The sequence below is a fragment of the Noviherbaspirillum sp. genome (genome assembly GCF_035254685.1).
In the GTDB taxonomy this organism is placed as follows: domain Bacteria; phylum Pseudomonadota; class Gammaproteobacteria; order Burkholderiales; family Burkholderiaceae_D; genus Noviherbaspirillum.
Window position 1 is genome coordinate 200,616 of sequence record NZ_DATFAI010000041.1, and the last position, 21,611, is coordinate 222,226.

The 21,611-nt window shown below is 60.6% G+C and carries 20 protein-coding genes; 7 read left to right on the plus strand and 13 right to left on the minus strand.

Features of this window, described 5'->3' with window-relative positions:
• Positions 1–130: 130 nt before the first annotated feature.
• Positions 131–1,039, minus strand: a complete 909-nt coding sequence (gene nhaR, locus VJ698_RS18570) for a transcriptional activator NhaR (RefSeq protein ID WP_324104289.1) — start codon at positions 1,037–1,039, stop codon at positions 131–133.
• A 131-nt stretch (positions 1,040–1,170) separates the two neighbouring features.
• Between nhaR and VJ698_RS18575 the strand changes: the two genes are divergently transcribed.
• Complete coding sequence (locus VJ698_RS18575) at positions 1,171–1,860, plus strand: Bax inhibitor-1/YccA family protein (protein ID WP_324104549.1); 690 nt, start codon at positions 1,171–1,173, stop codon at positions 1,858–1,860.
• Positions 1,861–1,935: 75 nt separating this feature from the next.
• Positions 1,936–2,697 (plus strand): TerC family protein, encoded by a 762-nt coding sequence (locus tag VJ698_RS18580; RefSeq protein ID WP_324104290.1) that lies wholly within the window; start codon positions 1,936–1,938, stop codon positions 2,695–2,697.
• Between the two features lie 9 nt (positions 2,698–2,706).
• Here VJ698_RS18580 and VJ698_RS18585 read toward each other — a convergent pair whose 3' ends face one another.
• Together VJ698_RS18585 and VJ698_RS18590 are read right to left on the minus strand one after the other, a co-directional pair.
• Positions 2,707–3,195 (minus strand): response regulator, encoded by a 489-nt coding sequence (locus VJ698_RS18585; RefSeq protein ID WP_324104291.1) that lies wholly within the window; start codon positions 3,193–3,195, stop codon positions 2,707–2,709.
• Positions 3,196–3,445: 250 nt separating this feature from the next.
• Complete coding sequence (locus tag VJ698_RS18590; RefSeq protein ID WP_324104292.1) at positions 3,446–4,237, minus strand: nuclear transport factor 2 family protein; 792 nt, start codon at positions 4,235–4,237, stop codon at positions 3,446–3,448.
• Between the two features lie 139 nt (positions 4,238–4,376).
• Here VJ698_RS18590 and VJ698_RS18595 point away from each other — a divergent pair, with 139 nt between their 5' ends.
• Positions 4,377–5,186, plus strand: coding sequence for a helix-turn-helix transcriptional regulator (locus tag VJ698_RS18595; protein ID WP_324104293.1), 810 nt, complete (start codon positions 4,377–4,379; stop codon positions 5,184–5,186).
• Positions 5,187–5,406: 220 nt separating this feature from the next.
• On the opposite strand, the gene VJ698_RS18600 is transcribed toward VJ698_RS18595, so the two are convergent.
• The 7 genes from VJ698_RS18600 to VJ698_RS18630 form a co-directional block, all read right to left on the minus strand.
• Entirely contained in the window at positions 5,407–8,052 is a 2,646-nt protein-coding gene (locus tag VJ698_RS18600; protein ID WP_324104294.1) for a putative bifunctional diguanylate cyclase/phosphodiesterase, read from the minus strand.
• Complete coding sequence (locus VJ698_RS18605) at positions 8,010–8,648, minus strand: SpoIIE family protein phosphatase (protein ID WP_324104295.1); 639 nt, start codon at positions 8,646–8,648, stop codon at positions 8,010–8,012. The genes VJ698_RS18600 and VJ698_RS18605 overlap by 43 nt, the downstream gene beginning before the upstream one ends.
• A gap of 4 nt (positions 8,649–8,652) precedes the next feature.
• Positions 8,653–9,066: an anti-sigma regulatory factor gene (locus tag VJ698_RS18610; protein WP_324104296.1), complete on the minus strand. Its 414-nt coding sequence runs from the start codon at positions 9,064–9,066 to the stop codon at positions 8,653–8,655.
• Positions 9,044–9,421, minus strand: a complete 378-nt coding sequence (locus VJ698_RS18615; RefSeq protein ID WP_324104297.1) for an STAS domain-containing protein — start codon at positions 9,419–9,421, stop codon at positions 9,044–9,046. The genes VJ698_RS18610 and VJ698_RS18615 overlap by 23 nt, the downstream gene beginning before the upstream one ends.
• An 11-nt stretch (positions 9,422–9,432) precedes the next feature.
• Entirely contained in the window at positions 9,433–10,374 is a 942-nt protein-coding gene (locus VJ698_RS18620) for a protoglobin domain-containing protein (protein WP_324104298.1), read from the minus strand.
• 343 nt (positions 10,375–10,717) lie between these two features.
• Positions 10,718–12,022, minus strand: a complete 1,305-nt coding sequence (locus VJ698_RS18625) for an MFS transporter (protein WP_324104299.1) — start codon at positions 12,020–12,022, stop codon at positions 10,718–10,720.
• Positions 12,015–13,076 (minus strand): MerR family transcriptional regulator, encoded by a 1,062-nt coding sequence (locus tag VJ698_RS18630; protein WP_324104300.1) that lies wholly within the window; start codon positions 13,074–13,076, stop codon positions 12,015–12,017. Before VJ698_RS18630 ends, VJ698_RS18625 begins: the two co-directional genes overlap by 8 nt.
• Positions 13,077–13,561: 485 nt before the next feature.
• Here VJ698_RS18630 and VJ698_RS18635 point away from each other — a divergent pair, with 485 nt between their 5' ends.
• Complete coding sequence (locus VJ698_RS18635; RefSeq protein ID WP_324104301.1) at positions 13,562–14,530, plus strand: hypothetical protein; 969 nt, start codon at positions 13,562–13,564, stop codon at positions 14,528–14,530.
• A gap of 317 nt (positions 14,531–14,847) precedes the next feature.
• Here the strand turns inward: VJ698_RS18635 and VJ698_RS18640 are convergent, their stop codons facing one another.
• The 3 genes from VJ698_RS18640 to VJ698_RS18650 all read right to left on the minus strand — a co-directional run bounded on the left by VJ698_RS18640 (position 14,848) and on the right by VJ698_RS18650 (position 16,288).
• Entirely contained in the window at positions 14,848–15,141 is a 294-nt protein-coding gene (locus tag VJ698_RS18640) for a hypothetical protein (RefSeq protein WP_324104302.1), read from the minus strand.
• Between the two features lie 111 nt (positions 15,142–15,252).
• A complete protein-coding gene (locus VJ698_RS18645) occupies positions 15,253–15,570 on the minus strand; it encodes a hypothetical protein (RefSeq protein WP_324104303.1) in 318 nt (105 codons plus the stop codon).
• Positions 15,571–15,661: 91 nt separating this feature from the next.
• Complete coding sequence (locus VJ698_RS18650) at positions 15,662–16,288, minus strand: 3'-5' exonuclease (RefSeq protein WP_324104304.1); 627 nt, start codon at positions 16,286–16,288, stop codon at positions 15,662–15,664.
• 311 nt (positions 16,289–16,599) lie between these two features.
• Here VJ698_RS18650 and VJ698_RS18655 point away from each other — a divergent pair, with 311 nt between their 5' ends.
• From VJ698_RS18655 to VJ698_RS18665, 3 genes are read left to right on the plus strand one after another with little or no spacing between them, the layout of a single operon-like run.
• A complete protein-coding gene (locus tag VJ698_RS18655) occupies positions 16,600–19,590 on the plus strand; it encodes a type VI secretion system Vgr family protein (protein ID WP_324104305.1) in 2,991 nt (996 codons plus the stop codon).
• A complete protein-coding gene (locus tag VJ698_RS18660) occupies positions 19,587–20,900 on the plus strand; it encodes a LysM peptidoglycan-binding domain-containing protein (RefSeq protein ID WP_324104306.1) in 1,314 nt (437 codons plus the stop codon). Before VJ698_RS18655 ends, VJ698_RS18660 begins: the two co-directional genes overlap by 4 nt.
• Entirely contained in the window at positions 20,893–21,402 is a 510-nt protein-coding gene (locus VJ698_RS18665) for a hypothetical protein (RefSeq protein ID WP_324104307.1), read from the plus strand. The genes VJ698_RS18660 and VJ698_RS18665 overlap by 8 nt, the downstream gene beginning before the upstream one ends.
• The last annotated feature ends 209 nt before the right edge of the window (positions 21,403–21,611 follow it).

Consider the following 21,611-nt stretch of genomic DNA (forward strand, 5'->3'; position numbering starts at 1 on the left):
TTTCACCTGGTTGGCGATGTTATTTCACGAAGGCAACGGGTGGCAATGGATTTATTGCCAAATTGATAAAGAAGCGAACGACTACTCTAATTTTTGGCCGCTGCGGTCAAGTCGCTGTTGCGGGAAGGGATCAGGCAGCGAACACGCTGCTGTGGCTGGCGTTGAGGATGGCTTCGACGGCCGGATGCTTGATGCGGCGCTCGTTGGAGATGGCGAAGAACTGCTCGCGTACCTGCGTCAGTTCGCCGACCGGCACGGCGCCGAGCTGCTCGAAGACATCCTTCGCCAGCGCGGAGGGCGCGGGAAACAGGCCCATGCCATTGCGGCCGAAGGTGTTCAGGAGGGCGTTGTCGTCGAATTCGCCCACCACGTCGGGGCGCACGTCATGCGATTCGAACCAGTGGTCGATGCGTCCGCGCACGGCATGGTTGCGCGTGGGCAGCAGGAGCGGCGCGCCGCTCAGCCCGGACGGAAAGTCCGCGCGGTAACGATCGGCAAGATGCGGCAGTCCGAACAGCATCAGCTCGCTTTCGCCGAGAAGATGGCTGAACACGCGCAGCGTGGTGCCGGAGGGCACCGGACGGTCGGTCAGCACCACGTCGAGCTTGTGCACCGACAATTCGCCGAGCAGGGATTCAAAATCATCCTCATGGCAGACCAGCTTGACTTTGCTCGGCAGCTTCAGGGCGGCTTCGAGCAGGCGCGAGGCGGTCAGCTTGGGCAGCGAATCGGACAAGCCGACGGTGAGACGCATGGTGCGGCCGATGTCGGGCTCGGTCAGCACTTCCTGCATCTGTTCGCCAAGCAGGAAAATCTGATCGGCGTAACCTAGCGCAACGCGGCCGGCTTCGGTCAGGACCAGGCGGCGTCCCTGCGGCGCGAGCAAGGCCTTGCCGATGGATTGTTCCAGCAGGGCAAGTTGCGCGCTGATGGTCTGCACCGCCACGTCGAGCCGCTCGGCGGCGCGCGTGATGCTGCCTTCCTTGGCAACGACCCAGAAGTAGTACAGGTGCCGATAATTGAGGGGAGCGTTCTTCATTCTTCCGTTTTTCCGAAGTTATTATCACATTATCTTCGCTTTTTCGAATAAGGCAAGATGCCTATGATGCGCATGTGACGGCGAAGATGTTCGACTGTCCGCAAACGCTTTATCGACAGAAAGGATGGATGATGAACGATCGATACCAATCACTGCGTACCCAGGGTTTCGGTGCGCGCGCCGCGACCACGGTGATCGACGGCGCAGCGCAGCGCGTGCTGCGCAACACCTACATGCTGCTGGCGGCAACGCTCGGCTTCAGCGCGCTCACGGCAGGCGCTTCAGCCGCGCTGCGCCTGCCGCATCCCGGTATGCTGATCACGCTGGTCGGCTATTTCGGCCTGCTGTTCCTGGTGACGAAATACCGCGACCGCGGTCTCGGCGTGGCGCTGGTGTTCGCGCTCACCGGCTTCATGGGTTACACGCTCGGCCCGGTCATCAGCCATTACCTGAACATGCCCAATGGCGCGCAGACGGTGATGATGGCCATGGGCGGCACCGGGGCGATCTTCCTCGGCCTGTCCGGTTACGCGCTGGTGTCCAAGCGTGACATGAGCTTCATGGGCAGCTTCCTGATGATCGGCGTGCTGGTGGCTTTCCTGGCCGGCCTCGCGGCGATCTTCTTCCAGGTCCCGGCCCTGTCGCTGGCGGTGTCGGCAGTCTTCGTGCTGCTGATGTCGGGCATGATCCTGTTCGAGACGAGCAATATCGTGCGTGGCGGTGAAACGAACTACGTGATGGCGACCGTGAGCCTGTACGTGTCGATCTTCAACCTGTTCACCAGCCTGCTGCACCTGCTCGGCTTCGCGAACAACGAGTAAGCGCCTGCCGGCCTGCTGCTCACAAGAGGGTGTCGCCAGACACCCTCGTTTTTTATCCCTCCGGAATCATTCGCCATGCTGCAAATCCTGACCGATCCGAATGCCTGGATCGCATTCGCCACCCTGACCGCGCTGGAACTGGTGCTGGGCATCGACAACATCATTTTCATCTCGATCCTGGTCAACAAGCTGCCGCACGCGCAGCGCGAAATGACGCGCCGCATCGGCCTGTTCCTGGCGATGTTCATGCGCATCGGCCTGCTGCTGACGCTGTCCTGGCTGGCCAGCATGACGGCGCCGCTGCTCTCCGTCTCCGGATTCGATTTCTCGGGACGCGACCTCGTGCTGCTGTTTGGCGGCCTGTTCCTGTTGTGGAAGAGCGTGGGTGAAATCCACGACAGCTTCGAAGGCATCGAAGGCGCCGCGGACGCCGGCGTCAAGAGCACGTTCTTCGGCGTCGTGCTGCAGATCATGCTGATCGACCTGGTGTTCTCGCTCGACTCCATCATCACGGCAGTCGGCATGGTGGAACAGATCGCGGTGATGATCGCTGCCGTGGTGGCTTCCGTCGGCATGATGATGTTGTTCGCCAACCCGATCGGACGCTTCATCTCGGAACATCCGACCATCAAGATGCTGGCGTTGTCCTTCCTGGTGGTCGTCGCCGTCGTGCTGATCGCGGAAGGTTTCGGCCACCATGTGCCGAAGGGCTATATCTACACGGCGATGGGATTCTCGCTGATGGTGGAAATGCTCAACATCCGCCTTCGCAAGCGCTCCGCCCAGGCGCGCGCCTCCGCCACGCTCCACGCGCATGACGAGCACGTAAAGCTGTAGTAGCGCGATCTATGCCAGCACCGCGCTGTGCCGGTGCTGGCACTTCTTCCGGTTCAGGATCTGGTCAAGCTTGAGCCGCAACGTGGCGGCGTTGAAGGGCTTCACGATGTAGCCGTCCGCACCGGCGCGGGCCGCTGCGAGGATCACATCCCGGGTTGCTTCGGCGGTGACCATCAGGACAGGCACATGCTGCAGGTGCGGCGTCTCGCGAATCTTTTGCAGCAGCGTGATGCCGTCCATGTTCGGCATGTTGCAGTCGGTGACCACGAAATCCACTGGTCTGCCTTCCGTTTTCGCCGACTTGAGCAGTTGCAGCTCCTGCACGCCATCGGCGGCTTCAGAGATCCTTGCCTGCCCCAGTTCCTCGCGCAGCAGGCTGCTGACGACCCTGCGCATGGTGGCAAGGTCATCGACAACAAGGACGTGCAGATGGGGGAAATTGACAGCCGGCTCTTCGTCGACAAACGCGAAGCGCGTGATCGGGGCAAGGTGGTTCATGGGACACATGATATTTCTCGATTAACAGTTCAGTCTCCCCTCCTTGGCCCCCTCTTTTTCCAATTTTCTGGTGGCGGCTCTCACCCAACATTAACGCAGTTTGTTTCCCACTGGCAACTAATTTGCGACCGTAGAACTACGACGGCGATATGCCGTCAGCCACCCTGCCGCCATGCCGTAGCGAGTGCAAGCCGCATTGCGCGGCGCTTGCTTGCGTGGCAAACATCGTGCAGTAGCGGCGGATGTTCCGTCACGCCATCGCCTTGTCGCGCATGGGTGATGAAGGATGGGAACTACGTTGCGCCAGAGACCGGATCAGCGGGTGGTCGCAGAAGATGCGGTTCTCCGCAACCAGGCCGTCGCGCATGCGCACGCGGTCGACGCCCGTGAATTCGAAGGGTGCTCCGTCGAAAGTGCCGCGCGCGATCCAGCGAATGAAGACGTAATCGCCATTGGCGGCGTGCTCGGCGACCTGCAAGCGGAAATCCGGCACCAGCGCGATCAGCTCGGCGATGCGCTGCGTGTAGGCTTCGATGCCGCGCAAGGGTTCGCTGTCGGGCCAGTAGCCGACCACGTCGGGCGTGAGGGCCCGAGCCACCAGCGACACGTCAGGCTTGTCCCAGAATGCGGCGAAGCTCTCGACCGACCAGCCGCGCTTCTTTTTTTGCGCGATCTCGGGCATCGGATCGAAGAAGCCAGTCAGCTTGCTCAGGCGGCCATCAGACACCACGGCAAAATCCGTCCCCTGCAGGCGCATCGCTCCCGGCGCATTCGCATCCAGCGGCGCCATGCGCCAGGAAAAACGCACATGATCCTGGAGGACATCCAGATCGCCATGCAGCGAAACCTGGTGTCCGGGAAAGCGCTGCTGCGCACCGGCGATCATGGCATCGATGCCGTCAGGGCCGTAGACGTGGGCCAAAGGATCGAGGTAATCCGCGTCGTGGGTGAATACGCTCGCAATCATTTCGTGGCGGCGTTGCGGATCGGCTTCATTCCATGCCGCGATATAGCGGTCGATCAATGCATTCAGTTCACTCATGTCTGGCTCCTTGGATGGGTTGAAATCGTCGGCGGTGCAATGCGCCGGTGACTGCATGTTCATCCACGGCCCGCTGCAAGTCGATTACGTCGGAGGTAATGGGAAGGGTTCGACGGCTTGCGCTATGATCGAAGCCATCATGCAAACCACACGACCTGTCGGAGAATTCCTGCGCGAATGGCGCCAGCGCCGTCGCCTCAGCCAGCTCGACCTTGCACTAGACGCGGAGATCTCGACGCGCCACCTGAGCTTCATGGAAACCGGTCGCTCGGTGCCGAGCCGCGAGATGGTGCTGCGCCTCGCGGAGCGGCTCGACATTCCGTTGAGGGAACGCAATGCCCTGCTGGTAGCTGCCGGCTATGCACCCGTGTTTCCCGAACGGAAGCTGGAAGATCCCGCGCTGGAAGCGGCGCGCAAGGCGATGGATCTGGTGCTGGCCGGACATGAACCCTATCCCGCGCTGGCGCTTGACCGGCACTGGAACCTGGTCGCATCGAACAAGGCAGTGGCGCCACTGCTGGCCGGCGTGGCCGCTTTCCTGCTGCAGCCGCCGGTGAACGTGCTGCGCCTCAGCCTGCACCCGGAAGGTGTCGCACCGCGCATTGCGAACTACTGGGAGTGGCGTTCGCACCTGTTCGAACGGCTGCGGCACCAGATCGATATCAGCGCCGATCCGGTGCTGGTCGAACTGATGAAAGAACTGTCCGGCTATCCGGCGCCGCCCGGCGTGCTGCCGCATATGAACACCGCCGGGCAGGCCTACGCGGGCGTGGTAGTGCCTTTCCAGCTGCGTACCGAGGCCGGCATCCTGTCCTTCATCAGCACCACCACCGTGTTCGGCACGCCGATCGACGTAACCTTGTCGGAGCTGGCACTCGAGACATTCTTTCCTGCAGATGCCAGCACTGCCGACGCCCTGCGCAGTCTTGTCCCAGCAACGGCACGTTAGGGTGTCCACGGAAAACACAGAAAACACGGAAAGAAAATTTTCGTGTTTTCCGTGTTTTCCGTGGACAAAAGTTTTTGGGTTTTGCACGGCACGCTCCGCGCACCCTACGTCCTTATTCGGGCAATCTCATGACGTCCCAAAAAACAAAAAACATTTTCGTGTCTTTCGTGGGCACGCCTAGTGTTTTTCGTAGACAAAGATTTTTTCGCGGACACACCGATCAATGTTTTCCCAGCATCGTCTCGATCTGCACGCCGGATACGGGTTTGCTGCAGTAGAACCCTTGCAGCTGGTCGCAGCGCAGCAGCTTGAGCAGCTTGGCCTGTTCTTCGTCATCGACGCCCTCGGCGATCACGCCGAGCTCGAGCGAGTGGGCCAGCGAGATGACGGAACTCACGATGGCCAGGCCGGAGGGGCTGCGGTTCATCTCGATCACGAACGAACGGTCGATCTTCAGCAGGTCGACCGGCAATCGTGTCAGGTAGCTGAGCGAGGAATAGCCGGTACCGAAATCGTCGATCGCGATCTTCATCCCCATGTCCTTGGCGGCGCGCAGCTTCTCGATATTCTGCTCGATGTTTTCCATCAGGATGCTCTCGGTGATTTCCAGGTCGAGAATGCCATCTCCTGACGGAATCTTGTCGCCGATCCGCCGCAGTGAGGCGACGAAATCGCGGTGCCGCAACTGCACCACCGAGACATTGACGGCGATCGGCGGCGGAGACAATCCCTGCGCCAGCCAGCCCTGGTAATCGCTGATCGCCTTTTCCATGATCCATGCACCGACCGGAAGGATCATGCCGGTTTCTTCCAGGATGGGAATGAAGGCCGAAGGCAGCACCAGTTCCGATTCAGACTGCTGCCAGCGCAGCAGGCATTCCAGGCCGACCACGCGATCGGTCCCGGTGTGGATCTTCGGCTGGTAGTAGGGAACGAACTCTCCGCGCTCCAGCGCGCGGTACAGGCGGTTTTCCAGCGTCAGCCTCCTTGCCACGCTGGCGTTCATCTCGCGCCGGTAGAACAGGTAAGTCTCCCCGTTCTTCTGCGCTTTCTTCAGCGCGATCTCGGCGTTCTTGTATAGCGTGTCGCGGTCCGCGCCGTCGCCGGGGAACAGCGAAATGCCCGCCTTGACCGCCACATACAGTTCGTAGCCGCCAACTTCGAAGACGGGTGTGAAGCAACCGGCGATCAGCCGCTCCAGCGCATGTGCCGCTTCGGGCGCATCCTTGATATCGGCCAGCATGATCGCGAACACGTCGCCCCCGATGTGCGCCAGCGTATCGTGCGAGGATACGAGGCGCTGCAGGCGCACCCCCACCTGCTTGAGCAGCGCGTCGCCGATATGCCGCCCGAACGTGTCGTTGACGTTCGAGAAGCGCTCGATGTCGAACAGCAGCACCGCGATGGTCCGGCCTTCATGCCGCGCCGCCTCGATCTGCCGCTGCAGCCGGTCGAAGAACAGGTCGCGGTTGGGCAGGCTGGTGAGCGCATCGTAGTAGGCGAGGTAGTTGATCTGCTCTTCCTTGACGATATGATTGAGCGCGTAGGAAATGTCGTCCGCGAGCTCGGACAGCAGCCTCAATTCCTCGCGGTCGAAAAACCGCGCCTCGGCGGAGCACAGGCAGAGGATCCCGATCGGACGGCCGGATTCGCACAAGGGCAGCATGACCAGCGAGTGGTAGCCGCGCTCCAGGAATTCACGCTTGTAGCGCAGCCGGCGGTCATGCTCGATATCGTTGCAGACGACCGGCTTGTTGCACTGCATGGCGCGGGCGATGACGGAGCGCTCCACCAGCACGTTGGATGCTTCGCCGCGGGCGATGACGCTGGAGCCGTTCGCCGGCGATTGCGACGCAACGGCGGAAATGGCCAGCGCGTCCGCCTTGCCGAAGCCGACCCAGGCGCGCCGGAACCTGCCCTGCTCGACAGCGACGCGGCACACCTCCTCCATCAATTCCTCGCGGTCGTTGATGCGGATGATGGCCGCATTGATCGCACTGGTGATGCTCTGGATGCGGCTCAGGCGGGCAATCTTGCGCTCCTGGTTCTTGCGCTCGGTGACCACCTCGGTGAACATGATGATGCCGCCGATCCTGCTCTCTTCCCCCTCGCCGGTATACCAGGGATGAATTTCCCAGCGCACCCAGTCGAGCGATCCGTCGGCGCGCTGGAACGGCACTTCGTCGCGCTTGTCGACTTCGCCGCCAAGGCAGCGCTGGTAGATCTCGCGCCATTCCCGAGGCGTTTCCGGAAACACCTCGTAATGCGACAGGCCGAGGATGTCGCGCTCGCCGAGACGATAATCGATGCGCCAGCGCGGGCTCACCAGTACATAGCGCATGTCCCTGTCGAGCATGGCGACTGCCGCCGGATTGTGCTTGATGAACATGCGCATACGCTCTTCACTCAGGCGCAGCGCCTGGCTTTGCTGGTGCAGGGTCTCGTTCAGCGTACGCAGGCGGGAAATGGTTTCGACATAGCCGCGGTGCATCATGTCGAACGGCGCGAGTGCCTGGCCAAGGAAGTCCGCCGCCTTGCCGAGCAGATAAGCGCCGTTGTCGTCGAACGAAAGAGACCTGTGGAATTCGCCCGACATCAGTGCGGACTGATGGATTTCATTCAGGCTGAGCACGCTGAGCTGGCTGGTCGCCGCGCGCCGCCCGAGTTCATAGGCATGCAGCAATGATGCTTCGTCGCTGCCATTCTTCAGGTATTCCATGAGTGCCATGCGGTACTCGTTCTGGAATTCCGTGAACTCGCTGTCATCCGAATTATCACGCGCGATGTTGTGCGTCGGGCGATTGCGCAACAGCGGCAACTGCGTCAATTGCGAGCGTTTGTGGATTCCCTGTTTGCGCCTGTCCATTGCACCCCCAGCACCAATGCATCGTCGGTATTGCGTGCATGGGCATAGAAAATTTGATTCACCAGTTGCTGCGGTTGTTCCGCACGCCGCAGGTCATGCACGAAAGCACTGCCGATGCCATCGGTGGCGAGGATCAGGAAGTCGCCGGGATAGACCGGCAAGGTGACAGGCGCGAGGGCCGGCAATCTGTCGCCGACGATTCCACCGCGCGGCAGAATGGCGACCGGCTTGCCGCCAGGCTCGGCCGCGCGCAGCAGCATCGCATCAACATTGCCGATCCCTAGCCAGGTCATCGAACTGGTGACGGTATCAAAGGAAGCGACCGTCATCACCACGCCGCGCTCGCGCCGGAGTTCCTGATGGCAGCGTTGTATCAGGGGAAGCAGCGGCTCATCGGCATGCGTAGTCAGGGTGGCGGCAGCGAGCTCCGCGGCAACGCACGCTTCCTCGCCATGGCCAAGTCCGTCGATCACGGCGACCAGCACGCCGTGTTGGCGCGGCGCAATCACAAACTTGTCGCCCGATTCGCGTTCGCCCGGCTTCGGTCGCCCTGCGACCCAGTAATGCAACAGCGGCGTGCTGCCGGTCGAAATCATCGTGTCACCGTTCCCATTTTTTCATCGTGACAATGGTTCCCTTTCCCACTTCGGAAACAATGTCGAACTCATCCATCAGCCGCTTGGCGCCCGGCAGGCCGATGCCGAGTCCCTGCGAGGTGGTGTAGCCGTCCTGCATTGCCAGGCTGAGATCCGGAATGCCCGGCCCCTGGTCGCGCACGACCACCACGATGCCCCGCTTGCCGCCCTGTTCGACGATCCTGAGCCGGATGCAGCCCGACTTTGCGTAGAGCACGGTGTTGCGCGCGATTTCCGAGATGGCAGTGGCGATGATGGTGCGCTCGCTGTTGCTGAATTTCAGCATGCCGGCCAGCTCCTTCCCGTATTGCCGCGCCTTCAGGACGTCAAGGTCGGACCGGATCGGGATTGCCGCTTCATGTTCGGCCGTCGGCGTCATTGCTGCGCGCTCCCTTCCTCAGTATCGCCAGGCCGTCCTCCAGGTCCATTGCGACAATCGTGTCTTCCAGGCTCAGCCCGAGCTGCACCATCGAAATGGCGACATCGGGCTGAATGCCGGCCACGATGGTCTGTGCGCCCAGCAGTCTGGTCATGTGCGCGATGCTGCGCAAGGTGCGCGCGGCGAAGGAATCCATGATGTCGAGTACGGTGACATCGATCAGGACGCCGCGCGAGCGGTACTGCCGCACCTTGTCCACGAGCTGGTCGCGCAGCAGCAGCAGTTCCTGATCGGTCAGTTCCCCTTGGATGGACGCGATCAGGAATTGTTCTTGTTTCAATATCGGGACGATCATGCGGCGTCCTTTCAGGCCTGTCCTGGCTCGCTCTCGTCACCGAAAGATCCTCGTGTCACCTTGTATCCGCTCAATTGTTCCGCACGCTCAACGCCGCTCAACATGTCGCCGACAGTTTCGATGCGCCCGAGGTCGATGCCAAGCGTTACCATGGTCAGCGCGATTTCCGGTGCCACGCCGGAGATGATCACTTTCGACCCCATCAGGCGCGCCGCTTCCACCGTCTGCACCAGGTGGCTCGCCACGCGGGAATCGACGTAGGGCACGCCGGTGATATCGACCACCACGACCTTCGCGCGATTGTCGCGGATGGCTCGTAGCAACTGCTCGGTCAGCTGGCTTGCGCGGAAGGAATCGATCATGCCCACGATGGGCAGGATCAGGATGCCTTCGCGGAACGGCAGCACCGGCGTCGACAGCTCCTTGATCGCTTCCTGCTGCTGGCCGATGGTGCGTTCACGCGAATCGATATAGGTATCGATTGCAAGACCCATATCGAAGAAGGTCAGCTTCATCAAGGAAAAGAACGTCTCCAGCGCCTTGGCATGGTCGTCCTTGTAGCGCTCGAAGATGCGTGCGCCGACGGCGCGCAGGTAGAAGTTGTACATGCCGAGATAAGACTTGATCGGCAGCGAAATGCGCTCATGCACCGCGCCGACCCTGAGCCGGTTCTCGACATAGGCCTCGTCGTAATGCCCTTGTGTGAGGCGAAGAAAGTATTGTTTCTGGGAATTTTTGACCCGTTCGAGCACCTTCGGGTCGGTGAAGAACGCGCGGGTCTCTTCGAAATCCATCACATGATCGTAAAAGTCATCGATGACTTCTTGCGCATATGCGGTTGCAAGGCTGTTGATCTCCTTGAGGCGCTCTTCGTCTTCCTCCCGGAATTCGAGGAACTCCTTGCGCTGATGGATCTCGCGTTCGTCAATGTTGAGGCTCTTTATCAGAGCCACCCATTCCTTTCTGCGGCTAGCTGACGCATCCATGTCTCCGGTCTCCGTACCTGGTTGGATTGCTGCGGTCTGGCGTCTCGTCGCGCCACTCTCCCGGATGCAACAAGCCTTTCATCGACGTCGGCAGCCAAGGCCATGACCGGGATGCTGGAGGGCGGTACATCGGGCTTCCACATCAACCCGGAGAGCGCCTTTTTGACATCGTTCCGCGATGCATAGTTTCCGACCAAATGTGGCTTGTCGCCTTGCGATTAAGCACAGACCGGGCAGGTTCAGGGGAGGTTTTCGTGCAAACGCAGGCGGAGAGCGAGCGACTTTCCGCCTGCGCGAAAAACTGTTGGTATCAGCGCGGGGTGTCAGCCCTGGCGTCGCTGATGGAACGCATCCCTGAGGCAAGCAGCGCGACACCGACAATCAATACCAGCAGGGCGCCGCTGCCGGCGAACAGCTGCTGCAGTGAGATGCTGCGCATGAGCCATCCGGTGATGGCGGAGGACATCGGCGCAATGCCCATGAAGATGAACATGAACAGGCTCATGGTGCGGCCCAGCATGGCAGGTGCAGCGTGGTGCTGCAGCCACGTATAGACATTGACCTGCAAAAATCCGCTGAGCGTACCGATCACCAGCAGCAGTGCGACGCCTTGCCAGGTCATGTCGATCAGGCCGAGCGGCATGAACAGGATGCCGATGATGCCGTCGATGACGAGGATGGTCATGCCGAAGCTGCCGAAGCGCAGATGCGGCTTCGCCCCGGTGAGCGCCATGCCGAGCAGCGTGCCGGCGCCGTGCGCACCTGCCAGTGCGCCGAACGCCGCGGCGCCTTCGCCGATATGGCCGGCGAGCACGGGCACCGCCACCTGCACCGGGCCGGTGATGAAGAAAGCGACCGCCGCCCAATAGGTGAAGCACACGCGCAGGCTGTCATCCTTCCAGCAGTAGCGCAAGCCCTCGCCTACCGACTTCCACACCGACGCCTTGACCACCGCAGGGCCATGCGCCGCTTCGCGCGTGGCGACCCTGGCCAGCGTCCACGCCGACAGCGCGAAGCTGAAGGCATCGAACAGGAAGGCGAGACCGAGGCCGCGTGCATCCTTCACCACGCCATGGCTGCCGTCACCGCCATCGCTGAACAGCGCAATCAGCAGGCCGGCCAGCAGCGGCCCAGCGAACATTGACATCTGGCGGATGCCCATGAAGATGCCGTTCGCGGTCTGCAGCTGCTCGCGTGGTACGACATGCGGCATGATGGAGGTGCCCGCGGGGATGCTGAATGCCGTGGAAAGGCCGATGGCGAGCGCGAGGCCGTACACCATTGCCAGGTCAAGGTGGCCCGTCAGCACGAGGGCCGCGAGCGTGCCGAGCAGGAGCGTATTGACATGCTTGGTCAGCATCAGCACGCGCTTGGGCGAATGCCGGTCGACCAGCGCACCGCCGACGAGGATGAACAACGCGCGCGGGATGCTCATCACCGCCAGCACCGTGCCGAGCACCAGCGTGTCGCCGGTCATCTTAAGTACCAGCCAGGGCAAGGCGATCAGGGTGAACTGGTCGCCCAGCATGGAAATGATCGAACCGGCGGCCATCCACCGGAAATTGGGACTCCGGAAGAGCGCGTTGCGCTGGCTGTCGCTTGCCTGTCTATGCATGGTTGGTTCCTGTCTTCGTTCCTTGTTGTTTCATCCAATGCGCAATGCCCTCGCTCAGGAAAGCGATGATTTCCTTGTTAACGCCGGTTCCGATGAGCAGGCTCGGCTCTTTTTCATGCGCGATCCGGATCTTTTCATGGACGTCGGGGTCATCGCCCCAGACCGTCGTCGCGAGCGATATCCATTGCGCGCACAGTTTCTGCGCGGCCGCGCTGCGCGGATCGACGCCGTTCTCGATCATGTCGCGCACTTCGGCGGCCGCCTCCAGCCAGGCTCGCCGGCACTTCGAGAAATTCTCGAACACCTGCGGCATCTCCTTGTCGCCGAGGTACTGGCGATAGACGGCCAGGCGACGTGCGATGGACGCGGTGGCCATGTAATCGATCATCGCACCATCCACGCCGGTCAGCGCCTGCACTGCCGATTCATTGCGGTGCATGGCATCGAGCTTGCGGATCAGGCGTGCATCGCCACCCATGCGTTCATGCACCAGCGCCATCCAGGGCACGGAAAGGGATTGCGCCTCGCTGCTTTCAGGCGGAACCCTGCGGTCCATCAAGCTTCGGATCCGCGCGATCAGCGGCTTCGACTGCGATGTGACATCCTTGTCGGCGGCGTCGCGCAAGACGCGCAGCGTGGCCAGTTCGTCGCGCGTGAAATACTTGTCGTACATCGACATCATCTCCAGCGTGACCAGCCAGTCCGACAGGTCGGGTTCGACATTGCCGGCGACGTGCTCGAGCAATCCCTTGAGCCGGTCGCGCAGGGCCATGGTGCGGCGTGCCTGCAGGTCGAGCAGCGCGATCTGCTGCTCGATCACGGTCTGCAGGTCGGTGCTGCCGCCTTCCAGCAGCGAGGCGATGTCCGACAGTGAAAGGTCGAGCCGGCGCAATGCCTGAATGCGATGCAGGCGCGCGATATCCTGCCGGTTGTAGAGCCGGTATCCCGAGTCCGAACGCGCCGACGGACACAGCAGTCCGATCGCATCGTAGTGATGCAAGGTGCGCACGGTCAGCCCGGTACGCTTCGCCAGATCGCCTGTTTTCAGCAACATCGTTCCATCTCCTTGCAAGCACCTTAAAGTCTCACGCTGCGTCAGGGTCAAGCATGTTCTTCCCGAAGCGACAGTATAGCGAGGGCGCCCCTGACAAGATTTCTTACAACATTTCGCGCGGTGTGATGCGCCCTGTTGAGTGTTGTCAAAAGCGCGATGTTTCCACTCGGTGATGATGGCTCCAAGAAGAAGTCAGGGAGCCAATCTTTCTTTCGAGGTGGTCAGTGTTGCGTGCAAACTTGAGTCGTCGAATCAGCGCAGTTCTTTGGTGTGTTGTACTTGCCGCCTGCGGCGGCGGTGGAGGAAGCGGCAGCGATGTGCTGACGCAATCAGGAAGCAGTAGCAGCCAGCCACTGCAGCAACAACAACAGCAGTCCACGACGCCGGCGGCGCCATCTCCAAACGCCGGCTCGCCCGCTCCCGCAACCGGCGCGTCGGGGACCCAACCAGCCTCTTCCGGCAGCAGTGCCGGGCAGCAGGCCGCCATGCAGGCAGATGCCACACAGGCGCGCTTCAACCAGCCGCTTGGCATCGCCATCGACGGCGGCGGCAACATCTATGTCGCTGATTCGGGCAATTACACCATCCGCAAGATCGCGCCATCGGGCGTGGTCACGACGCTGGCAGGTTCGCCCGGCCTGAGCGGAGCGGCGGACGGCACCGGTGCTGCGGCTCGCTTCAAGATCCTGAAGGGAATTGCCGTCGATGCGGCCGGCAATGTCTATGCGGTGGATGACGGCACCATCCGCAAGGTCACTGCGGGCGGTACGGTGACGACACTGGCGGGCCTGGCCGGCGCAACGGGCGATGCCGATGGCACCGGTGCGGCGGCGCGTTTCAATCATCCATGGGGCATTGCTGTGGATGCAGCGGGCAACCTGTTCGTGGCGGACAGCGACAACTACCTGATCCGCAAGGTCACGCCGGCAGGCGTAGTGACGACACATGCAGGCACACGCGGCATGCGCGGCACCGCCGACGGCACGCGCGCCACCGCCACCTTCCTCGGCCCGCAAGGCATCGCCATCGATCCGTCCGGCAGCCTTTACGTCACCGACTGGTACGGCCCGCCGGCACCGAACATCCCCCAGGGCAGCACCTTCATCCGCAAGATTACGGCCAGCGGCATCGTCAGCACCATGGCGGGCAATTTCAACAGCGAGGTCGCTCCCGCCCTGATCCTCGACACCTTTGCGATTGCTGCCGATGCGTCGGGCAACGTCTATCTCGCCTCGGGACGCAGCGTGCGCAAGATGTCGTCCTCCGGTACGCTGAGTACGGTTGTCGGGCCGACCAATACCTTCGACTCCCTGCAAGGCATCACTATCGATGATGCAGGCAACCTGTATGTGGCCGACACGTCCGCCAACGCGATCGACAAGGTGACACAGAGCGGAAACATCACGCTGGTGGCCGGCAAGCCGGGCGAAGCAGGTAGCGTCGACGTGCCGTGACTTTCGGAGGCCAGTTCACAGAGCGGGCCTGAGCGGCAAAGCTTTTTTGTCCACGGAAAACACGGAAAGCACGGAAAAACTCAACAACGCTTTTGTGTTTTTTGTGGACTGATTTGATTGAGGCTTGTGAAGCACGGCCATTCTTTATCCGCAAACGACACAAAAAGCACTCAAGTGTTTTTGAATGCTTTCCGTGTTTTTCGTGTTTTCCGTGGACCTCCAAAACGCTCTGGCCGCAACTGCCGGAAGGCCCGGCATCCCGGATAAAAAAGACCGGCACGAAAGGCCGGTCTGAAGTAACGCACCAAGGATCGTTGTTATTCGTATTTGCCGCGCGCCAGGAGGTTCATCAGCTTGTCGACTTCGCTGCGGTCCTGGTCCTGGAAACTGTTGATGAATTTCTGGTACGCCTGCGGGTCGGTCCTGCTCAGGGTGGCGAACTCGTCAGCGCTCATCGGCTTGCTTCGGCTGGCGGGAGCACTTGCCGCCTTCAGTGCCAGTGCGTTCGAATCCGCAACAAAACCGCCGACGCTGATCGCATGCATGATGTCGGGGCTGCGCCATGCGATTGCACAAAGCGCGACGATCATCATCACGAGCAGTTTTTTCATGGTAGCGCACCGCCACTTCACACCTTATGGAGTGTGCAGAAGTTACCATGCCTCCGTTGCACAATACATACCATGAATATGTGAATTCGCTGCGTGGCTGGCAGCGCCTGGTCAGAAGCACTGTATCCAGCTGCCGTTCCCCTGGCACATCCGCCCGTTCCTGTCGAGGAAGGTACCGCCGGCGCCGCCCTCGTACCGCTTGCCATCGACCCAGCATCCCGCTGGATCGCAGGTCACCACGGGAACCGGTGCCTGCGGACCGACCGGCGTTTTTTCCGTTACAGCAGGAGGCGGAATGCGCGGCGCAGGCACTTGCGGCACCCGGGCATACGGACGCGCAGGCACGGCATGCTGCGGCGGCGCGGAGCTTTCCTTTGCGCTTCCGGGAAAGCTTGCGACATCGCGCGGCACATGCGGGGCGATCTGCACGGAACTGCATCCTGCCACGTGCAGAAGCGCCAACATCACAACGAAGCGAAGCAATGGCGGCATGGTTCACATGGTCCCGGTTCGTTGCATGTCACGCAGGCCGGCGCAACTCCCGCTCAAGGAATTCGGGCACCCTGGCAGCGCTCATCGCAGCCACGCGCGCGAGCAGTTGCGTGTCGATGTTCGACACACCATAGGCTCTGCTCAGATGCTCGCCGATATGCAGCAGCACGTTCGCGCTCACTTCCGCATCCGCCTCGGCGCGGTGGGCGGTGCCCTTGAAGCTGATACCGAGCGACGAGGACAGCATGCCAAGCTTGTAACTCGACAGTCCCGGGAACAGGCGCCGCGACAGCTTCAACGAGCAGATCAAGCTGCAATGTTCCGGCTCCAGTCCAAGATCCCGACTTTCCGCGCGCAGGAATTTTTCATCAAAGCTCGCATTGTGCGCGGACAGCGCGTTGGTGCCGATAAAGCGCAAAAGCTCCGGGACCACGCGCGACACGCACGGCGCGCTATCGACCATCCGCTGCGTGATGCCGGTGAGGCTGGTGATGAAGGGCGGCACGTGCACGTGGCAATTCACCAGCGATACGAAACGATCGACGATGCGCCCGCCCTCGATGCGCAGCGCGGCGACTTCCGTGATTCGCGCGCCGGCGGCCGGACTCAGTCCGGTCGTCTCGAAGTCGAGCATGATGATGGGTTCCTGGTACATGACGGATCGGCAGAGGAGCAACCGAGGACGACGAATCGGGTCGCTGAAAGCTTTCTTGCATGAATAAAAGGCGCGTCGTACTGCGCCGTAGCACGGCCTTTCGGACAATCCTTCCGGTCATTTGACTAGTTTGAACATTCCCGGTGCCCGGCCGCGCAAGCCAGGGGAAATTCTGACAGAAATCCTGCATGCGAGCGGACGTTTCGACTATTCCGCGAGGGATGCAAGCAAACATTCCACACGCCATCATTGTCAATAATGCAATTCCATGCTGAAATGATGTTGTTTTAAAGACAACAGTCGCAAAAAACATGATCGACGCAATCCGTCGCGCCGCGGAAACGCTGGGCGCGCAATTCACGCAAGACACCCGCCTGCTGCGCCTCGCCACATCGCTCGGCGCGGACAAGCTGCTGGTCGAGTGCATCGACGGTCGCGAAGCACTCAGCGACACCTGGCGGTTCACCATCACCGCGCTCAGCAGCGACGCACACCTCGACCTCGCCGCGCCGCTCGGCCATCCGGCCTTGCTGGAATGGCGCACGCAGGATGGCAGCTTGCGCCCTATCCATGGACACGTCGCCGCGTTTGAACGGCTCTCCGCCGAAGGCGGTTTCGCGCGCTACCGCCTGACCCTCGAACCATGGCTCGCCTTCCTGCGGCATCGCCGCGACAGCTATGTGTGGCAGGGCAAGACCGTGCCAGAGATCATCGCGGAGATATTCAGCGACTATCAGGGCAATGGCATGCTCGCGCCTGCGTGGCGGCTCGCCCTCGCCGACGAGAGCCAATACAGGCCGCGCGAGCTGTGCACCCAGTTCGAAGAAAGCGATCTGGCCTTCGTCGAACGCCTGCTCGCCGAGGAAGGCATGTTCTACTGGTTCGAACACGCCGCCGATCCTGCCAGCCCCGGATTCGGTAGTCATACGCTGGTCATCGCTGACCACAACGACGCCTTCGCCCCCAATCCGCAAGCGGAAATGCGCTTTCACCGTAGCGCCGCCGTCGAGCGCAGCGACAGCATCACGACCTGGCACGCGCAGCGCCGCATCGGCACCAACACCATCCATCTCGGCAGCTGGAACGAACGCACCGCAAGCATGGTCGACACCGAGCTCGAAAGCGCGCATGACAACGGCGAGCTGCCGAAGCTGGCCTGCATCGATCACCCCGGCATGCGCCGCTTCGACAACCGGGATGCTGCGGAACGCAGCGCGCGCCTGCAACTGCAAGCGCATGAAGCGCGCAACAAGACCTATCGTGGTGACAGCAGCGTGCGCACGCTCGCACCCGGCACCACCTTCCTTCTCAGCGGCCACGCGATCCACGACACGGCGCGCCTGCAGGACGGTGCCCACGCCGCCACCTTCGCCGTCACCAGGGTGCGGCACCGTGCGCGCAACAACCTCGGATCGGCGGCACGCACGCTCATCGACGGCTTGTTTGCCAATACCTCCCCATCACCCGGCACGACCGACGACGAACCCGAATACCACAACAGCTTCACCGCCCTGCGTGCCGATATCACCTGGCGGCCATGGACGGAAGACGGCCACGGCGCATTGCTGCACCCGAAGCCCCATGTCACGGGCGTTCACACTGCCATCGTCGTCGGCCTGCCCGGTGAGGACATCACCACGGACCGCGACCATCGCATCAAGGTGCAGATGCACTGGCAGCGCGGCGCCCGAAGCCAGAGCCGCCGGCCGCATCCGCAAGGCGACGACAATGCGCCCGGCCACGACGGCGCCCATGTCTGGGTGCGCGTGGCCGAAGCCGCCGCCGGCCCCAATTTCGGCAGCAGCTTCCTGCCGCGCATCGGACAGGAAGTCATCGTTGACTACCTCGAAGGCGACATCGACCGACCCATCATCATCGGCAGCCTCTACAACGGCAGGGGCATGGAAGATGCACAGGGCAACGAAGTCGCGCAAGGTGCCGGGCCAACCGTCGGCAACGCCCCGGCCTGGTTCGCAGGAAACAGCGGCGGACATGCGCACAACGCCATCCTGTCCGGCTTCAAGACACAGGAAACCGGCCGCAGCAAGGATGGACAAGGCGGGCACAATGCCCTTGTCTTCGACGACACCTCCGGCCAGCTTGGCACACGCCTGTACACCACGCAACATGCCACCCAGCTCAACCTCGGCCACATCAAACGCCAGCGCGACAACGAAAGACGACAGAGCCATGGCCATGGCGCGGAACTCACGACCGATGCCCATGGAGCGCTGCGCGCCAGCCAGGGCTTGCTGGTTTCCGCCGATGCGTCCCCCAATGCCGGCTCAGGGCAAATGGATGCAAGCGAAGCGCACGCGCAGTTGAAGCAGGCGCATGCCTTGCAAATGGCATTGGCCGGCACGGCGCAACGTCAGCAGGCGTTTTCCGGTGCTGCGTTCGACAAGGCGCGGCATGAACAGCCTGAGACCACTCTCGCGCGACAGATCGAATCACTGGAGCAAACGGTCGAAGGCATCGGCTCCGCTGAAGGCGGCGGCGCGGGCACAGCACCTGCCTTCGGCCGCCCCGACCTCGTCATGAGTGCGCCGGCCGGCATTGCACTCATGACGCCGCAGGATATGCATGCCAGCGCGAACGCCACCACGGTCACCGGCGACATCGACGTCACTGCCACGGTCGGGAGAAATTTCGCAGGCGCGGCGAAAAATGGCATCAGCCTCTTCACTTCGGGCGACGCCAACGCAAAGCGCAAGGAGCATGGCGAGATCGGCATCAAGTTGCATGCAGCGCAGGGCAAGGTCGATGTGCAGGCGCAAAGCGCAGCGCTGAAAGCAGCGGCGGACAAGGGCGTGCATGTCACCAGCACGCATGCGATGGTGGAAGTGGTGGCGAAGGACCATGTCCTGCTGACTGCCGGCGGAGCTTATGTGCGGATCGGCGGTGGCAGCATCGAGATCCATGCGCCGGGGAAGGTGGAGTTCAAGGCGGGGATGAAGGAGATGAGCGGGCCGGCGAGTCTCCACACGGCAGTTGACTCGTTGCCCAACCCTGAACCGTCCGTCGACCCGCAGATGCCCTTGTTCAGCCAGCAGATCGACCTGTCGCATATGGCGACGAACGAGGAGCCAGGCTTCAACACGGCCAGAAAGCGCTATTGGATTGTGCGAGAAGATGGGAAATTGATTTCGAGCGGCATTACAAGCACCGAAGGCCTCACCAATCGAATTTTCTCGAACAACGCAGGCCGCATCAAGGTCGCCATAGAAACGGGAGAGTGGGTGCTCGAAGAATATCTGGAGGCTGATGACAACAACGAGGGCGCGAAGGAACAATCGGCATGAGTGATTTTTACGTCGTGAAGAAAGGTGACACTCTTGCCAGGATTGCCAGGGACCATGGCACAACTATCTCCGAATTGCGCAAGCTCAACGACCTTCGCAATCCGAACAAGCTCGATGTCGGGCAGCGGATCGCCCTACGCAAGGACGCCGTATGCGGACTTGAAGCCCTGTTCCTCGATGCCGATCGCAATGCGATCAAAGGCCTCGAATACGTACTCGAGTTTTGCGGCAAGAGTATTCGCGGGACCACGGACGAATATGGGAAGGCACAGAAAATCCTCACGGACTGGCCGACTGATCAGGTGCGGGTACTGGTCAAGCGCTTTGACGGCACCCTGAAAGATATCGGCACCGTCATTTCCGGCTATCGTAACAAGCTCGTAACCTTGATCAGTCCGCTGCTTGTCGTCGATACGGAGCTCAAGCCTCATCCACCGAGACAGGCCGATCATCATCCAGACACCAAAAAGCCAATCAAGCCCGCCTACGACAAGAACAATCCAGCGAAACCGACAACTGATAAAAAGGAGCTTGGGCCCGAGGTAAAGCATCCGAGGGCAAAGAACGGGGAAGCGGTCACTGTTGTGGAAGGAGATGTGCCGGGGCTGGACGAATTTCTCGACAAGTTTGTGGGAGGCGATATCACTACTGCAGACCTTAATGCTGCGGCCAAGGAATTGGGATGCGAGCCAGGATTGATCTATGCAATTGCCAAGCAGGAGTCAGCAATCTCATCATTCTTCAAGCTCGGAGAAAGGACGGTTCCCAAAATTCTGTTTGAGAGACACAAGTTCAGAGAATACGCACGGGGAAATACAAAGACGCTCAGCCCCTTCGAGAAGCTCTACCCTGATATTTGTGGGCCAGCATACGTACGAGCAAGAAAGAATAAGAACGGTGAATGGATCAAAAATCTTTCCGGTGTAATTGTGACTGAAAATGATGTGTACGGACCGAGTGGAGCATTTCAATACAAGCGACTATGCAAGGCCTATCAATTGAATCGCGCAGCTGCTCTTCAAGCCTGTTCATGGGGAAAATTTCAAATAATGGGGTTCAATTACAAAATGGCAGGCTTCAACGATGTAATTTCCTTTACAAAAGCAATGAGTCGAAGCGACGCTGAGCATATCAAAGCATTCTTGAAATTCGCTGCTTCAAACAAGACTCTCGCTGACGGGCTGAGAACAAAGAGCTTTGAAAAAATTGCAGCCGGGCATAACGGCGATAATTGGCGCCAGATTAATCCGGAATACGCAACGAACATTGAACGGTTTTACAGGGAATACAACCAAAAAAATAATGGATAAGCCAACATACAAGAAACTTCTCCTCTCCTGCCTATCAATCTTTTTGTCGTCCACGCTCTACGCTCAGAGCCTGTGCACCGAAAGTGAAAAAGCCATCTTTTCATTCAAAGAGACGAGATCAAGAAAATTCATGTCCATATGCGAAGGCTCAAGCGCGAGCTATCTGACATACCGATTCGGGACGAAAGAGAAGATTGAATTGCAATATCCCGGGCAATTGGATGAACACGCCTGGAAAAAATTCGAGTTCTCCGGCATTCGTCGCGGAGGGGGAAAAGAAAATGCCGGCTTCGGCGCGTACACATTAACATTCGTGAACGGGAAAACCGAGTACGTCGTTTTTCAGGAATGGAACGATGAGGACGAAACTTATTCGATTGGAATCAACATTCAAACGCCCGGCAAGACGACGGTTTTGCTGGGGGATCGATTGACGCAGAAGGGCTCGCTCGTGCTTCTTGAAACACCTGGAGCTCGGATTCGTAATTTGGAAAATCCTTGAGAAAATGCCCACGGACTCGCCTATCTACAAGACGGAGATGGCGTAACCTCGGCGTACAGAAAATTGAAATAATCGCACGATTCGCGATTAATACCCCATTTCATCCCACCACCAACGGCCGCACTATGCCCACATCGGCTCGGCATGCCCAATAAGCGATAAACTGTAGCCTTTGCGCACCCCGCCTCCTCCAGGCGGGCGCAGCACCA

What these genes read in the sequence shown, in the direction of transcription:
- VJ698_RS18615 (WP_324104297.1), bottom strand. Translation starts at nt 9,421, where the DNA reads ATGATCGTCCCGATATTGAAACAAGAACAATTCCTGATCGCGTCCATC.
- VJ698_RS18625 (WP_324104299.1), bottom strand. Translation starts at nt 12,022, where the DNA reads ATGCATAGACAGGCAAGCGACAGCCAGCGCAACGCGCTCTTCCGGAGT.
- VJ698_RS18610 (WP_324104296.1), bottom strand. Translation starts at nt 9,066, where the DNA reads ATGACGCCGACGGCCGAACATGAAGCGGCAATCCCGATCCGGTCCGAC.
- VJ698_RS18665 (WP_324104307.1), top strand. Translation starts at nt 20,893, where the DNA reads ATGGATAAGCCAACATACAAGAAACTTCTCCTCTCCTGCCTATCAATC.
- VJ698_RS18605 (WP_324104295.1), bottom strand. Translation starts at nt 8,648, where the DNA reads ATGATTTCGACCGGCAGCACGCCGCTGTTGCATTACTGGGTCGCAGGG.
- nhaR (WP_324104289.1), bottom strand. Translation starts at nt 1,039, where the DNA reads ATGAAGAACGCTCCCCTCAATTATCGGCACCTGTACTACTTCTGGGTC.
- VJ698_RS18575 (WP_324104549.1), top strand. Translation starts at nt 1,171, where the DNA reads ATGAACGATCGATACCAATCACTGCGTACCCAGGGTTTCGGTGCGCGC.
- VJ698_RS18580 (WP_324104290.1), top strand. Translation starts at nt 1,936, where the DNA reads ATGCTGCAAATCCTGACCGATCCGAATGCCTGGATCGCATTCGCCACC.
- VJ698_RS18600 (WP_324104294.1), bottom strand. Translation starts at nt 8,052, where the DNA reads ATGGACAGGCGCAAACAGGGAATCCACAAACGCTCGCAATTGACGCAG.
- VJ698_RS18635 (WP_324104301.1), top strand. Translation starts at nt 13,562, where the DNA reads ATGCAGGCAGATGCCACACAGGCGCGCTTCAACCAGCCGCTTGGCATC.
- VJ698_RS18595 (WP_324104293.1), top strand. Translation starts at nt 4,377, where the DNA reads ATGCAAACCACACGACCTGTCGGAGAATTCCTGCGCGAATGGCGCCAG.
- VJ698_RS18640 (WP_324104302.1), bottom strand. Translation starts at nt 15,141, where the DNA reads ATGAAAAAACTGCTCGTGATGATGATCGTCGCGCTTTGTGCAATCGCA.
- VJ698_RS18585 (WP_324104291.1), bottom strand. Translation starts at nt 3,195, where the DNA reads ATGAACCACCTTGCCCCGATCACGCGCTTCGCGTTTGTCGACGAAGAG.
- VJ698_RS18630 (WP_324104300.1), bottom strand. Translation starts at nt 13,076, where the DNA reads ATGTTGCTGAAAACAGGCGATCTGGCGAAGCGTACCGGGCTGACCGTG.
- VJ698_RS18655 (WP_324104305.1), top strand. Translation starts at nt 16,600, where the DNA reads ATGATCGACGCAATCCGTCGCGCCGCGGAAACGCTGGGCGCGCAATTC.
- VJ698_RS18650 (WP_324104304.1), bottom strand. Translation starts at nt 16,288, where the DNA reads ATGTACCAGGAACCCATCATCATGCTCGACTTCGAGACGACCGGACTG.
- VJ698_RS18660 (WP_324104306.1), top strand. Translation starts at nt 19,587, where the DNA reads ATGAGTGATTTTTACGTCGTGAAGAAAGGTGACACTCTTGCCAGGATT.
- VJ698_RS18590 (WP_324104292.1), bottom strand. Translation starts at nt 4,237, where the DNA reads ATGAGTGAACTGAATGCATTGATCGACCGCTATATCGCGGCATGGAAT.